Below are 14,350 nucleotides of genomic sequence, written 5' to 3'. Positions count from 1 at the left end.
ATTAAGATAGCCTCACTCTCTTCTGCAAGAAGCACATTACCATAAGCGTTAATAACGTTTTGGCGTACTTGGATTTCTGTTTTCTGTTGCGCATTTTTAGAAATCTCTAAAAATACTTTCGTCGATTGTAAACCTACAATGTAAGATCCGTCAAAAATAAGTTGATTAAGAGTAGCACTTGCACTTGCGTTTTGTTCTGTTCCAAAAAGCACAGGGATAAATTCACCCGCAGCTCCTCCAAAGGTTTCACCAGGTACAATTTGAACTTGTTGTTTTAGAAAATTTTGATAATTAATATTACCATTTATTTGAGGAAGTCCAATAGCAATAGTTTCTCGTTTTTGTTCTTCAGCGGCACTTACATCCCTGGCGGCATTCTTAACTTGTCTATTATTTTCTAATGCATAATCTATAGCCTCTTGCAAGCTTAAACTTATTGTTGTGTCTTGGGAAAATCCAAAACTAAAACACATTAGAAAAATGAAAATTGATTGATTTTTCATTTTATTTTATGATTGATTTTTTTGTTATAAATTGATTTAATATTTCGAATCCTTTTTCAGCAACAATTGCTCTTAAATGATATTCTAAAAAGTTTTCTATGAGATACTCCATACTGAACTTTTCACGAGGAAAAATAATTTCATCTTTAATGCCTGTCATACCATTAAAATAAAGTCGAGCAATAAATTCAACATCTATATTAGACCTAAAAACTTCTGTTTCTATACCTTTTTTTAAGCTTTCAGAAACGGATTCATGCATTTTTTCAAATTGTCTAGATTTTAAGGCATCATGTATGGTCGGATAATATTTTTTTAACTGATAAATTGGGGATGCTTGTTCGTTTTTAAGATGCTGTAACACAAACATTTTAATATCGTATAACTCCTGAATTGGGTTTTTAGCCGCTTCACAAATACAATCGATACCGTCACAAATATTTTCGAATAATGTAAAGGTTACGGCTTCTACTAACTTGGTTTTGTTACTAAAATGGATATAGATTGTCTTTTTAGAAATACCCATAGCATTGGCTATATCGTCCATGGTCACACTCTTAAAACCAAGAGTGAGAAATAACTCTGAAGACTTATGTATTATTTTTTCTCGCATATTGAGTCTTCCACGAATGGGAATATCTATTTTGTTAAGTTGGCAAATGTACATACGGAAACTTTAAAAACAAAAAAAGTTTCCAAAGTTTTAGCAAATTTTTAACATAGGTAACATTAGCTTCAAATATTATGAAGGCTTATTTTTGTCTTATGCAAAACATTGAAGCGTATCAAAAATCTTTTATTTCTTATTTAGAAGATTTTACAGTTGATAAAGAACCTAAGAACCTTTACGAACCCATAAATTATATTCTAAAACTCGGAGGTAAGCGTCTAAGACCAGTTCTAACACTTATGACTACTGAGGTTTTTGGTGAAAATAGCAATGTAGCTATGGATGCAGCACTTTCAGTTGAGGTTTTTCATAATTTCTCGTTGGTGCATGATGATATAATGGATGATGCACCTTTAAGACGAGGTAAAGAAACGGTCCATGAAAAGTGGGATTTAAATACTGGGATTCTCTCAGGTGATGCCATGTTGATTATGGCGTATCAGTTATTTGAGAATTATGAAGCTGAAATATTTCAAGCTTTAGCAAAATTATTTAGCAAAACAGCTTTAGAGGTTTGTGAAGGGCAGCAGTATGATGTAGATTTTGAAACTCGAGATGATGTTACGATTCCCGAGTACTTAAAAATGATAGAATATAAAACCGCTGTATTAGTCGGTGCTGCTATGAAGATGGGAGCAATTGTTGCAAAAGCTTCAAATGAAGATCAAAACTCAATTTATGATTTTGGACGTTACTTAGGTATTGCATTTCAGCTGCAAGACGATTATTTAGATGCTTTCGGTAATCCTGAAACCTTTGGAAAACAGGTTGGAGGTGATATTTTAGAAAATAAAAAGACCTATTTATATCTTAAAACTAAAGAATTAGGATCTCCAACTGAGCAATCTAGTTTACTTAAAACTATTTCTGACGATGTAATTTCAGACCAAGATAAAGTGGAGAATATAAAGGAATTATTTCATAGTTCAGGTGCATCTGAAGCAACTCAAGAAGCAGTAAAAGACTATACTAATAAAGCTTTTGTAGTGCTAGAAACTTTGAATATATCTAATGATAAAAAAGAACTACTACGATTATTTGGTGAGCAACTAATGAATAGACGTGTTTAATGCCTTTACCATCGAATTTTGAAGATTTAGTCTCAGAAGCCAACTCATTAAATTTATATCAGAAAGTGATTCTTCAATTAAATAAGGATCTGGTTTATGCCAATATAGATTTAGAATTTGATGAAGAGACCTTGCCAACAAGTTTAAAACTGGTGCTCCATGAGATGCTGTTTCAACTCATTCAAAATAAGTTTTCAGATTACTTAAATTTACTTTACATCGTTGATGTTTCTGAAGTTAAAATTAAAGCATTAGATGGAAATGACACTTTAAAACTGTCAGACGATGTTACGTTTTTAATTCTTCAGCGCGAATGGCAAAAGGTTTTGTATAAGGCTAAGTATTCCTAGTATTTTGATATTGTCAATTTATTCTAAGTTTTAAAGTGTTCAAAATAGATTGCAACTAGACGTTTCAAATGCGATACTCTTTTCTCTAATTCTGAAGTATTTGTTGTATCTTTTATATCAGTAATTTCCTCTAAAATTGGTACAAGTACAAGATGAAGTTGGTCATGTGCCTCACCTATCATGTCACAACTTTTAATAATATAACTGGTTTGTATAGAAAGTGCCTCGCCGAATGATTTTTCATCTAAAGATGTATTATTTGTTAAAATAGAATCGATAGCTTGCATACCAATATGAGTTTCTTCATTGGCAATCCATTTTTGCTTGTTGTCTAGTGTTAAGTCTTCAAGTTGTATTGTGGTTTCATTTTTACAAGAAAAACAACTTAATAAGATCACTATGATGATTATAGAATTTGAGACTAATCGTTTCATAATTAAAAATCTTTTTTCTTTGATTTAAATACAATTCTGAACACTGGTAATACGACCCAAACGGTTAGTGTAATAAAGGATACGATTAAGCCAAAACTAGTTCCGAAAAATTGTTTGAATACTGCGCCAGTGTAACCCAATAATGCCGAAATATCTAACTTGAGTAGGATTAACGTTCGAGATAAATCAATAGGGTTAAGCATCGTGCCAATAAGTGAAACTTTATCTAAGGGATAGTCATCAAACATAACAAGTGTCATTAAAAATAAACCATCATAAATCACAGCTAAGAATAACCATAGCAAAATTGCATAGCCAAAACCTTTAATTTTATTTTCGTTAGATAAGGCAATGTTGAAGGCTAAAGCTGTAAAAATTAAGGTTAAAAAAGTTCCCGTAATGAGTAACAATGAAAAATCCCAAATCGTAGTGCTTTCAAACAATCCATAAAATATAAAGGGAATACCTAAACCGAGAATTAAACTCATAGACAATGATAAAGCGACACCTAAATACTGACCTAAAAATATGGATGAGCGTTTTATGGGTTGTGCTAATAACAACTCTGTAAATTCCTGTGAATTATAATAATACATCACGCCAAAAATAGTCCCAATTAAAGGCACTAAGACGATGATGACATTCATTAAGGTAATGACTGCTTTTGATAGGTCGTTATTTAAAAATAACAATACGATACCTAACAATAAATAAAATGCGAAATACACGTAGCTCCAACGACTACGCATTAAATCGTAAAAACTATATTTTAATATTTTAAACATCGTTATCTGATAATATAGACGCAATCGCGTGTTCAAAATCGGGTTGATTGGTCTTGATTTTTAATTTTTGAATGCTACCTTTAAAGTAAATTTCACCTTCTAGTATAAATACAATTTCATCTGAAATCTCTTCTACAAAGCTCATAATGTGAGAGGTAATTAAGATCGTTTTTCCTTTGGTTTTTTCGGCTTTAATTAAATCTTTTAATCTTATGAGTGAAACAGGGTCTAAGCCAGTTGTGGGTTCATCTAAAATAATTAACGGACTATCAAACATAAAGGCTAATACAAGGTTCACTTTTTGTTTTGTGCCTCCAGAAAGCGTACCGAGTTTTTTATTTAAAAAAGGTTCTAGTTTAAAAAGTTGAATTAAACGTTCATCTTCATTGGTCGGTTTCCGTAAATCTTTAATCATTTTAATTAATTCCTTAACACGAAGATTACTAGGGAAGTTCGCGATTTGTGGTAAATAATCAATTTTATGTCTGTAATTTGATTTTTTTTTAATGTTTTCTCCCAAAACGGTTATCGTACCTTTATTAGGAATAACCATGCCCAAAATAGATTTTATTAAGGTGGTTTTTCCTGAGCCGTTAGGACCTAGCACTGCAAAAATTCCGCCATCAGCAATGGTTAAATCAACACCACTTAACACGGTATTCTTTCCAAATTTTTTGTGCAAATTTTCTATGGTTACCATTTTAGCTTTTTTATTTGTGGATTATTATCCAATAAATCATCGGGTGTAAAAACTGGAGATACTTTTTCAGAGAAATCGATAATATCTATAAACATACTACGTAATAAAATAATGGTTTCTGGAGTACGATTTACGATGTAAGAAAACAGTTTTACGGGTCTATAAGGCACATCGCCAATTCCGTTTTTGTCGAGGTCGTAACCTGTGTAACTGCTCCAATAATTTTTGTCAAACACATTGTCATTAACATTACTATTATATGCAATATCAAAAGCGTTGTATAAAAAATTATTTTCTGTAAATTTATTGGTATAGCAGGCCCCTTTTACTTTAATTGCCCAGCCATTATTTATAAAAGTATTGTGCTTATAATTGATGCGGTTTGAGCCTTCAATGTTAATGCCAATGGTGTTGTCTTCAAAAGTGTTACCTATGATTTCTGAATCATTAATTTCTTTAAGCAACATGCCATAAGATGCCGTTCCCCAATTTTTTTTAAAAGTATTGTTATACATTTTAATACGTTTTGAAAACATCACAGCAACACCAGCACCATTATTTTCAAATGTATTGTCTTTGTATGTATCATCATTGGAGAACATAAAGTGCAACCCATAACGCACATTTAATGCACTCACATTGTTTTTGATTAAACAATCATCAGAAAATTCTAAATAAATACCATCACGCACATGCTGCACAAAGTTGTGTTCGATCTGTATGTTTTTACTATACCAAAGCTGTATCCCATTGCCTGAATTGTATTCTTCAACAGCATCACCAATTATTTTATTGTGAAACACTTTTCCATCTCTTGATTTTTCGATATAAATGCCGAAAAATAATTTCTCTAAAACCAAATTCTGAATGACAAAATTTTTGCTTTCTCTTACTCTGATGGCCGCATAATCTTCAGTATAACTGGTGCCAACATTTATAATGAATAAACCATCAACGGTGACATTATCTGATGTTATGGTAATGATTTCGCCTTTTAATTCCCCATCAATAACAGGGTAGTTTTTTCCAATAATAGTTAGTGGTTTATTTACAATAATGTCGTGCTCTTTATAGGTCCCTTTTTTAACAACAATGGTGTCAAAATCTTTTGCTACTGATATAGCTGTTTTTAAGGATGAAATAGGACAGCTTTTACATACCTGAATAGTTTGGCATTGCACTAAGTAGCTTATAAATACTAAAATAAAAAAGAGGATATATCTAAAAAAATGGTTCATTCCGCTTATCTAATAATAATGAATTTTGAATTTTCATTAGTTTCTACCCAATGTTCTTCGTCTTTAGGAAAATCAAAAACTTGATGCGTTTTAAGAGGATAAACCTCATTATTAATATGAAAAGAAATAGAACCTTCTAAAACCAATAAATGAGTGGCTCTTGGAGAAGTATGCCTTGGGAAAACAGAACCTTTTTCTAAGCTGATTAATAGAATTTCTTTGGCATTAATATCTAAAAATTTTCCAGCTTGTAATGCGTTAAAGTGTGTTTCGTTAATCTCATTATTTATAGTGTACATAATTAGTCTTTGTTTAAATGTGCTAGTAATTGCGTCCAAGAGTATAATCGGCCACCTTTTATCAATTGCGTATTTTCAGCGCGTTCTTTAGTTTCGAATGCAGATAAAAATGCTCCCATTGGACTAGGTATGTTTTTACTTATTAAAAACGTGGACTTAGTCGCATCAATCAATTTTTCCGGTTGAGTGTAGTTGTTTGATAAATAAAGCGCTATTTCAGACGTGTCAAATTCATTCATAAAATTGACCATGCATTCTGTTGCATCAAACTTATAGATTTTACCTTTTTTGGTAACGATTTCTGCCGCATGGACTTTATCTACAATGGTCATCTTACAGAAGTGACATCCATCACTACCATAATTTATAGGTTGTGGTGATATATTACAACTTAAAAATAACAAGAGTAATGCAAGAGTTGAATAGTGTTTTAGTGTTTGCATTGGTTTAGTGTTTTAGTGTTTTTTCTCATTCTAAATCCTTCCCAAGGTGAAGGACTTAATTAAGAAGGTACTCTTTTATTGTTCTTCTTACCGACCCAATAAGCTACAAATCCGGCTGTAATACCTAGTCCTAAGAATAAGGCACCTAATTGTGGGTAAGAATGTGCTTTAAAATTTAAGATGTCTCTAGATCCAAAAAGAGGTGGTTGAAATCCCATAACAGTGCCATCTTTATTCGTGAACTTCATAATGGCTTTAGGGTCTAAATTATGTCCATAGTCATGTTCCCATAAATAGAAGTCGTACATGCCAGCAAAACTTAAAACAAGCATTAAGATAAACCATCCTAAAAACCATTTGTAGTTACCCTTCCATGCAATTAGTAATCCTAAAAAACCTGTGATAAGTATTCCTGCTGGAAAAATTTTAAACTCAGGAATCGCTTCAGGAATGTACTGCATACCCACATAATGATTCATCAAGTTAATATTTTTAATGTCGTGCGGATGCACATCAGAAAAATCGTTGATATGAATATTCATTGCTAATGGAATGGGATACTGAGGTGCTTCTAAAGTAATTCTCCACAAAGGGAATAAAAATAGTCCCAACGGTAAAATTGCAGCGAAAAGCATTATGAGGTTTGATTTTTTCATTGGAATAGGATTTAATATTTTCTTAAAATAGTTTTAAGATATTTCAGTGTTTTAAAAGAAAGGCGAGAGCGAAAAATCAACTCTCGCCTTGGTTAGAGAAATAAATACTAAAACAAAATCTCTCTAATTTTTTATAGATTTATTATTCTATGTCTTCTCCCATCGACCATTTTAGTGGTGTGTCAGCATTTGCAGCAGAAACTCTTATGTAACCTTGCATCTCTTGGTGTAATGCAGAACAGAAATCTGTACAATAGAATGGCCATACACCAACTTTTGTTGGTTCCCAAACAGAAGATTTAGTCTGTCCTGGCATAACTAGCAACTCGGAATTATTTTGTCCAAGTACTGCAAATCCATGAGGGACATCAAAATCTTGCTCTAGGTTGGTAACGTGGAAATATACTTTGTCTCCAACTTTAATGCCTTCAATGTTATCTGGTGAAAAGTGACTTCTAATTGTGGTCATATAAATATGTACTTCATTCCCTTTTCGCACGACTTTAGTGTCTGCATCAGATTTAGCGGCATAAGGATGCTTATTTTCTTCTAAACTGTAGATTTTCTGAGAACGTTCCATAATTAGGTCTGCTCGCATTGCCGCAGCATAGTGAGGCTCTCCGTGGGTTGGGAAATCTAAAAGTAATTCCATTTTATCTCCTGAGATGTCATACAATTGTGCAGAGTGCTCCATTTCTGGACCAGTTGGTAAGTATCTGTCTTTAGTGATTTTATTCATCGCAAACATGTATTTGCCTTGTGGTTTTCCAGAGTTTCCTCCAGGAATCGTTAAGTGGCCAACAGAATAATAGGTAGGTTTTCTGTCAATAACCTCCCAAGTTCCTAATTTCCATTTTACAACTTCTGATGAAATAAAGAAGGTTGTATACGCATTTCCTTTGCCATCAAACTCGGTATGTAAAGGCCCTAATCCTGGTTGTTCTACAGAGCCTGCTAAAACATCTTCAAAATTTAAAATAGGAATACCGTAAGCTTCTCCAGCAAATTTCTCCTTTTCTATGGCATCTAACATTTTTGTAAATGAGTGCACAGTTAAATTTGCTGAAAGTTTTCCGTTACCAACAATATATTCCCCAGTAGGATCAACATCACAACCATGAGGTGATTTTGGTGTTGGTAAGAAATATACAGCTCCAGGAACCTCTGACGGATTAACCACACGCACCTCTTTTTTCATAGTAGACGTTGCAGTATGTGTATCTTCATCATAGAGGTTATGTGCATAATTAGCTGGCATCATAGTACCACCACCGTTATTTACGTAGGCTTCAATTTTTTTCCAGTTGATAGCTGCAATAAAATCTTTATCGTTTTGAGAAGCGTTAACCTCTAATAAAGTACTTGCTTCTTCAGTATTATAAGTGGTAAAGAAGAACCATCCGTGAGATTTTCCACGTCCAGGATGCGATAAATCGTAGTTAAATCCTGGCATTAGTACTTGGAATTTTATAGCCATATTTCCAGTTTCTGGAGCTACACTTATAAATGACAGGGCACCTTTAAAATTGCCTTTGTAATCCTTAATTGGCATATCCCGCTGTGGAATTGGAACAGAAAAACGTGTGCCTGCAACAACATACTCGGTGTTTTCGGTTACAAAAGAAGAACTGTGGTTACCAGCACTATTTGGTACCTCAATAATTTCAGTGGTCTCAAATGTCTTTAAATCAATTTTCGCAATTCTTGGGGTATTATTCTCATTGATAAAAATGAAACGACCATCAATTTCTCCATTAGTCTGTGAAATGTCTGGATGGTGAGAATCTCCCCAAGGAATAAATCCATGAGAGGTATTTAACATTGGCTTTGTTTCTTCTGAATAACCATATCCCGAGGTTGGAAACTGTGAGAATACAGGAATTTCTTTAAACATTCTACCAGAAGGTAAACCGTAAACCGTTATGTTACCACTGTAACCTCCGGACAAAAATGCGTAATGCGAATCGTACTCTCCTGGAGCTACATATACTTTTTCTGCTACATTACCTGCTAAAGCGCCAGATTTACTACCAGATTTTTCTGAATTATTGCAACTCGAAAATGCGACTAGAATAGTTAATAGCGCAACAGTTGATTTTAATATAGTCTTCATTATTTTATAAATTTAGATTAGTATTTTTTAGTCTTCAGTTGGTGGTAATAAAACCTTGTCTATAACATGTACAATGCCATTTCCTGCCTTAATACTTGCCAGTATTTTTGCACCCCCAATCATAGGTTCGCCATCCACAACTTCTATTTTGACGTAGCCATTGTTTGCTTGTCCTAGTTTTTTAAACTTCTTTAAAAAATCTGTAGAGTAGTTTCCGGGAGTGACATGATACTTTAAGATATTAGAGAGAGCATCTTTGTTTTCTGGTTTTAGTAAATTTTCAACAGTACCCTCTGGTAAGGCTGCAAAAGCTTCGTTTGTAGGTGCAAAGACCATTAGGGGTCCTGCATTCACTAAAACATTTTCTAGCTGTGCAGCCTGCACTGCTGCGACTAAAGTAGTATGGTCTTTAGAGCCAATAGCTATACTCAAAACGGTTGTGCTAACATCATCTTCAATAAAGGCTTGACCAGTTCTTTCTGTCGATTGCACATTTGTTTCTGCTTCCGAGGTTGTTGTTGATGCGTTGTTGTTCTCATCCTTACAAGAGCAGAAAAAAGCTGCAACTGCAAAAACAAGAAAGAGGTGTTTGATCGGTTTCATAGTTTATCATTTTAAGGTTCTGAAATATTCTAATACTGCTCTAGCATCTTCTTTTGTAAGGCCTTGGTTTGCCATAGGGGCGCCATTGAATTCCATCAATAAATCTTTAGCTAATGGATCTTCTTTCGTCATTCCTTCTGGATTTAAGATCATGTTCATTACCCATTCTGGACTTCTTCTCTTTAATATGCCTGTTGGTGATGGTCCAATAAATTTTTTATCTGCCTTATGACAAGCGGTACACATTTTTCCATAAATTTCTTTGCCATGAGTAGCCATATCTTGGTCTACAACTAGACCTAAATCTACAGATGTAATGGGACCCACGCCCTTATTACTTAATTCGATTCGTTTAGAAGCGGGTTCTTTTTTTTCTGTTTTTAAAGGTTCTTTTTTTCCATATGAGGATTCCTCTTTTTTATCTCTTTCTCCGCAACTGAAAACAATTAACGAAATAACTAGTGCTAAAAACTTGAGTGATTTTACCATTTTATTTGTTTTAGTATTTAACAAAAATAGGTTTGACTTTTTGATAAAAAGATGACATAAATCATGTTTAAGATAAAAATATTTTTTTTGCCTTTATTTAAATAAACGTGATAATTAATGTTTTCAAATTCGTCTAAATATGCCATAAAAGCAGCCCTATATCTAGCTATTCATTCTTCTGAGGAAAAAAATTATGATTAAGGATATTGCTGAGCCCATTAATGTACTCAAGACTTATACAACTAAAATATTGCAGAATTTATCTAAAAGGCATTTAGTGTATTCAACTAAAGGTTCGAAAGGTGGATTTTATTTAAGTAAAGAAAATAGGCGAGTTAAACCCATTGAAATTAGAGATGCTGTAGATGGTGAGGAGCGACTTCATACTTGTCTTTTAAGCTTAAAAGAATGTAATAAAAACAATCCTTGCTCAATACATCACTTAGCTTATGATGAAAGACAAATTATGATGAAAAATTTTAGTTTAATTAAGTTTAGACGATTTGTCAAAACATATAGATGACGGTAAATCTATATTACCACTTTAATATTTAAAACCAAAACCTAATAAATGGCATCCAAGCTTCTGGTTGTATGCTCTTATTAGCATCATATAATACATCATATCGTATCCCAAAAGTAATATTACCACTCGTAAAACCTAAGCCTAAAAATAAGGCAGGATACCAATACTGGTCATCTGCATTATCTATAAATTGTTCGTCAAAATTTCGATTCACGTGCAATTGTTCAAATTCAGTAGATATCTGTAACCCTCTGTAAGGGTTAAACAAACCGACGACACTTGCTCCTAATACTGTTGATTGAAAGACATCACGTTGAGAGCTATATTGAAAATTTAAGCCTATACCAGTAGCAACATAAGGACTAAACCTATAAAGTGCATTTGGAGCTAATGCTCCGCTAAAAAAGCCATTCCCTAAGTTTAAGCCTATACCACCACCAAACTGAACGTTTTTCCAAAAATCATTATTAGCAGGCATGTCTTGGGAAAATGAAAATAATACAGTTAAACAAATCAAAACGGTACTTAAAATCATTTTTTTGGAACAATCAATAACTAAATTTATCATCTTAATAATTCTTGTTTTTCTAATTGTTATAAATATACTAAAACCACATCTATATTTAGCAAAAGTTGTATTTTTGGTAAAGTTTTGTTGAAACGACAACGTCTCATAAAAAATAATGGATAAATATTCCTTTCTAAATGCAGCACATACAGCATATTTTGCTGATTTGTACGACCAATACCTAAAAAATCCCGATTCTGTAGAACCAAGCTGGCGTGCCTTTTTCCAAGGTTATGACTTTGGCTCAGAAAATTATGGAATGGAGGGTGAAATCATTGAGGGTGTATCTACTCAGATACCGGAACAACTTCAAAAAGAATTTCAGGTTTTAAAACTTATAGATGGTTATAGAAATAGAGGACATTTGTTTACAAGAACAAATCCTGTTAGAGCCAGACGTAAATATGCACCAACCTTAGAAATTGAGAATTTCGGGTTAACCGAAAAAGATTTAAGCACAAAGTTTTCTGCAGGAGAAATTCTTGGATTAAATTCTGGAACACTTCAAAATATCATAGATCACTTAGAAAGTATTTATTGTGATTCTATCGGTGTTGAGTACATGTATATAAGAAAGCCTGAAGAAATTCAGTGGATTCAAAATAAGTTAAATATTAATGACAATCACACCATATTTACGAGTGATGAAAAGAAGTATATTCTTAATAAATTAAATCAAGCCGTTTCTTTTGAATCGTTTCTTCACACAAAATATGTAGGTCAAAAGCGTTTTTCTTTAGAAGGTAACGAGTCTTTAATTCCTGCTGTTGACGCCATTATTGAAAGAGCAGCGGACGAAGGTGTTAAGGAGTTCGTCATGGGAATGTCTCACAGAGGGCGTTTAAGCACATTAACCAATATCTTTGGAAAATCTGCAAAGGATATCTTTAGTGAGTTTGATGGTAAAGATTATGAAGAAAAAGTGTTTGATGGTGATGTAAAATATCACTTAGGTTTGACGAGCAATCGAGAAACTTATAATAAGAAAAGGATTAATTTAAATATTGCTCCAAATCCGTCACATTTAGAAACTGTAGGAGCTGTTGTACAGGGAATAGCTAGAGCAAAGCAAGATAAAAAAGAAATTACTGATGCGTCCCAGGTACTTCCTATTGTAGTGCATGGAGATGCCGCAATTGCAGGTCAAGGATTAGTTTATGAAGTCGTGCAAATGGCACAATTAGATGGTTATAAAACTAATGGTACTATTCATATAGTCGTTAATAATCAAATAGGGTTTACAACAAATTATTTAGACGGTCGCTCGAGTACCTACTGTACAGATGTGGCTAAAGTAACCTTGTCACCTGTACTTCATGTCAATTCAGATGATGCAGAAGCTGTTGTACACGCAGCACTTTTTGCACTTCATTTTAGAATGAAATTTAAGCGTGATGTATTTATAGACTTACTAGGTTATAGAAAATACGGACACAATGAAGGTGATGAACCTAAGTTTACCCAACCTTTACTATATAAAGCTATTTCAAAGCATAAAAACCCAAGAGATATCTATGCGCAACGCCTACTTGATGAAGGTGTTATTGAAGATGGTTATGTAAAGCATATTGAATCTAAGTACAAAGAGAAATTAGAGGAAAAGTTAGTAGACTCTCGTAAAGAAGATAAAACAGAAATCACCGCTTTTATGCAAGAAGAGTGGAAAGGCCTCCCTAGAGTTACGGAAGGTGTAATGATGAAGCCGGTGGACACGACAGTGCCTAAAACAGTGCTTAAAAACATAACCAAAGTGATCTCTAATCTCCCTACTGATAAAAAGTTTATTCGTAAAATCCAAAGGTTAATAGAATCGCGTCAAACCATGTTCGATGAAGATCGATTAGATTGGGCTATGGGAGAACATTTGGCCTATGGTTCACTATTAACTGAAGGTTTTGATATTAGAATTTCTGGCCAAGATGTTGAGCGTGGTACATTCTCACATCGCCATGCCGTGGTTAAAGTAGAAGATAGTGAAGAAGAAATTATTTTACATAAAAACATTTCTGAAGACCAAGGTGATTTCAATATATACAATTCGTTATTGTCTGAATATGGTGTTGTAGGTTTTGATTATGGCTACGCTATGGCAAGTCCTAATACGTTAGTCATTTGGGAAGCGCAATTTGGTGACTTTTGTAATGGAGCGCAAATTATGATTGACCAATATATATCTTCCGGAGAAGATAAATGGAAAACACAAAATGGTTTGGTAATGTTGTTACCACATGGTTACGAAGGGCAAGGTGCAGAACATTCTTCTGGACGTATGGAGCGTTTCTTACAGATGTGTGCTAAGGATAATATGTTTATTGCAGATGTTACAACGCCTGCAAATATGTTCCATTTACTGCGAAAACAAATGAAGGCTAATTTTAGAAAACCTTTAATTGTCTTCACTCCAAAGAGTTTATTACGTCATCCTAAAGTAGTGTCTTCTGTAGATGAATTTGCAAAAGGAAGTTTCCAAATGCTTATCGATGATGAAAGTGCAAAAGCAGATAAGATAAAAACTTTAGTTTTTGTTACAGGTAAATTTTATTATGATTTATTGAAAGAACAAGAAAAGCTAGGGAGAGAAGATATTGCCTTGGTGAGAGTAGAGCAGTTGTTCCCATTACCAGTAGAAGCTATGAGAGCAACAATGGCAAAATATAAAAATGCAGACGATATTGTTTGGGCACAAGAAGAACCAAGAAACATGGGTGCATACAGCCATTTATTAATGCACTTAGATGAAGCTAGACAATTTAGATCAGCGAGTAGAAGACCTTATGGTGCACCTGCAGCAGGTAGTTCTGTGCGCTCTAAGAAACGCCACAAAGAAGTTATAGATTACGTTTTTGATAAAACCAAAAACAACCAGAGATATAAATAATACAACTCAAATTAGAGCTTAAATA

Annotated in this window: 17 protein-coding genes; 4 read left to right on the top strand and 13 right to left on the bottom strand. The window is 33.5% G+C overall.

Features of this window, described 5'->3' with window-relative positions; genetic code table 11:
• Window positions 1-503: TolC family protein (locus B2U95_RS07945; RefSeq protein WP_296314648.1), on the bottom strand; the 503-nt coding region annotated here is incomplete at its 3' end.
• A 1-nt stretch (window position 504) separates the two neighbouring features.
• The gene (locus B2U95_RS07940) at window positions 505-1,050 is read right to left on the bottom strand and encodes a TetR/AcrR family transcriptional regulator (protein WP_339614239.1); all 546 of its coding nucleotides are present in this window, start codon (window positions 1,048-1,050) and stop codon (window positions 505-507) included.
• Between the two features lie 218 nt (window positions 1,051-1,268).
• On the opposite strand from B2U95_RS07940, the gene B2U95_RS07935 reads away from it, so the two are divergent.
• Window positions 1,269-2,243 carry a polyprenyl synthetase family protein gene (locus tag B2U95_RS07935; RefSeq protein WP_296314755.1) on the top strand — a complete coding sequence of 325 codons (975 nt, stop codon included), beginning with the start codon at window positions 1,269-1,271 and terminating at the stop codon, window positions 2,241-2,243.
• The gene (locus tag B2U95_RS07930) at window positions 2,243-2,593 is read left to right on the top strand and encodes a hypothetical protein (RefSeq protein ID WP_296314638.1); all 351 of its coding nucleotides are present in this window, start codon (window positions 2,243-2,245) and stop codon (window positions 2,591-2,593) included. Before B2U95_RS07935 ends, B2U95_RS07930 begins: the two co-directional genes overlap by 1 nt.
• 23 nt (window positions 2,594-2,616) lie before the next feature.
• On the opposite strand, the gene B2U95_RS07925 is transcribed toward B2U95_RS07930, so the two are convergent.
• The 10 genes from B2U95_RS07925 to B2U95_RS07880 all read right to left on the bottom strand — a co-directional run bounded on the left by B2U95_RS07925 (window position 2,617) and on the right by B2U95_RS07880 (window position 10,353).
• Complete coding sequence (locus B2U95_RS07925) at window positions 2,617-3,027, bottom strand: hypothetical protein (RefSeq protein ID WP_296314634.1); 411 nt, start codon at window positions 3,025-3,027, stop codon at window positions 2,617-2,619.
• Window positions 3,028-3,029: 2 nt separating this feature from the next.
• Entirely contained in the window at window positions 3,030-3,812 is a 783-nt protein-coding gene (locus tag B2U95_RS07920; protein ID WP_296314631.1) for an ABC transporter permease, read from the bottom strand.
• A complete protein-coding gene (locus tag B2U95_RS07915; protein WP_296314628.1) occupies window positions 3,805-4,512 on the bottom strand; it encodes an ABC transporter ATP-binding protein in 708 nt (235 codons plus the stop codon). The genes B2U95_RS07920 and B2U95_RS07915 overlap by 8 nt, the downstream gene beginning before the upstream one ends.
• Window positions 4,506-5,750 carry a nitrous oxide reductase family maturation protein NosD gene (locus B2U95_RS07910; RefSeq protein WP_296314624.1) on the bottom strand — a complete coding sequence of 415 codons (1,245 nt, stop codon included), beginning with the start codon at window positions 5,748-5,750 and terminating at the stop codon, window positions 4,506-4,508. The genes B2U95_RS07915 and B2U95_RS07910 overlap by 7 nt, the downstream gene beginning before the upstream one ends.
• Before the next feature lie 5 nt (window positions 5,751-5,755).
• Window positions 5,756-6,049: a cupin domain-containing protein gene (locus B2U95_RS07905; protein WP_296314620.1), complete on the bottom strand. Its 294-nt coding sequence runs from the start codon at window positions 6,047-6,049 to the stop codon at window positions 5,756-5,758.
• Window positions 6,050-6,051: 2 nt separating this feature from the next.
• On the bottom strand, window positions 6,052-6,492 hold the full coding sequence (locus B2U95_RS07900) for a nitrous oxide reductase accessory protein NosL (RefSeq protein ID WP_296314616.1): 441 nt from the start codon (window positions 6,490-6,492) through the stop codon (window positions 6,052-6,054).
• A 59-nt stretch (window positions 6,493-6,551) separates the two neighbouring features.
• Complete coding sequence (locus B2U95_RS07895; RefSeq protein WP_296314613.1) at window positions 6,552-7,148, bottom strand: hypothetical protein; 597 nt, start codon at window positions 7,146-7,148, stop codon at window positions 6,552-6,554.
• Window positions 7,149-7,290: 142 nt separating this feature from the next.
• A complete protein-coding gene (nosZ, locus tag B2U95_RS07890; RefSeq protein WP_296314611.1) occupies window positions 7,291-9,261 on the bottom strand; it encodes a Sec-dependent nitrous-oxide reductase in 1,971 nt (656 codons plus the stop codon).
• A gap of 27 nt (window positions 9,262-9,288) precedes the next feature.
• A complete protein-coding gene (locus tag B2U95_RS07885) occupies window positions 9,289-9,864 on the bottom strand; it encodes a fasciclin domain-containing protein (RefSeq protein ID WP_296314608.1) in 576 nt (191 codons plus the stop codon).
• 6 nt (window positions 9,865-9,870) lie between these two features.
• Complete coding sequence (locus B2U95_RS07880; protein WP_296314604.1) at window positions 9,871-10,353, bottom strand: c-type cytochrome; 483 nt, start codon at window positions 10,351-10,353, stop codon at window positions 9,871-9,873.
• A gap of 193 nt (window positions 10,354-10,546) precedes the next feature.
• Here B2U95_RS07880 and B2U95_RS07875 point away from each other — a divergent pair, with 193 nt between their 5' ends.
• Window positions 10,547-10,876 carry an RrF2 family transcriptional regulator gene (locus tag B2U95_RS07875; protein WP_296314599.1) on the top strand — a complete coding sequence of 110 codons (330 nt, stop codon included), beginning with the start codon at window positions 10,547-10,549 and terminating at the stop codon, window positions 10,874-10,876.
• Window positions 10,877-10,904: 28 nt separating this feature from the next.
• On the opposite strand, the gene B2U95_RS07870 is transcribed toward B2U95_RS07875, so the two are convergent.
• Window positions 10,905-11,414, bottom strand: a complete 510-nt coding sequence (locus B2U95_RS07870; protein ID WP_296314594.1) for an alpha-ketoglutarate decarboxylase — start codon at window positions 11,412-11,414, stop codon at window positions 10,905-10,907.
• Window positions 11,415-11,562: 148 nt separating this feature from the next.
• On the opposite strand from B2U95_RS07870, the gene B2U95_RS07865 reads away from it, so the two are divergent.
• Window positions 11,563-14,325, top strand: a complete 2,763-nt coding sequence (locus B2U95_RS07865; protein WP_296314592.1) for a 2-oxoglutarate dehydrogenase E1 component — start codon at window positions 11,563-11,565, stop codon at window positions 14,323-14,325.
• Window positions 14,326-14,350 lie beyond the last annotated feature (25 nt).

The sequence above is a fragment of the Winogradskyella sp. UBA3174 genome (assembly GCF_002364335.1).
Classification (GTDB): Bacteria; Bacteroidota; Bacteroidia; order Flavobacteriales; family Flavobacteriaceae; genus Winogradskyella.
Note: the sequence above shows the minus strand (reverse complement) of the source record. Positions and strands in the feature narration are given on the sequence as shown.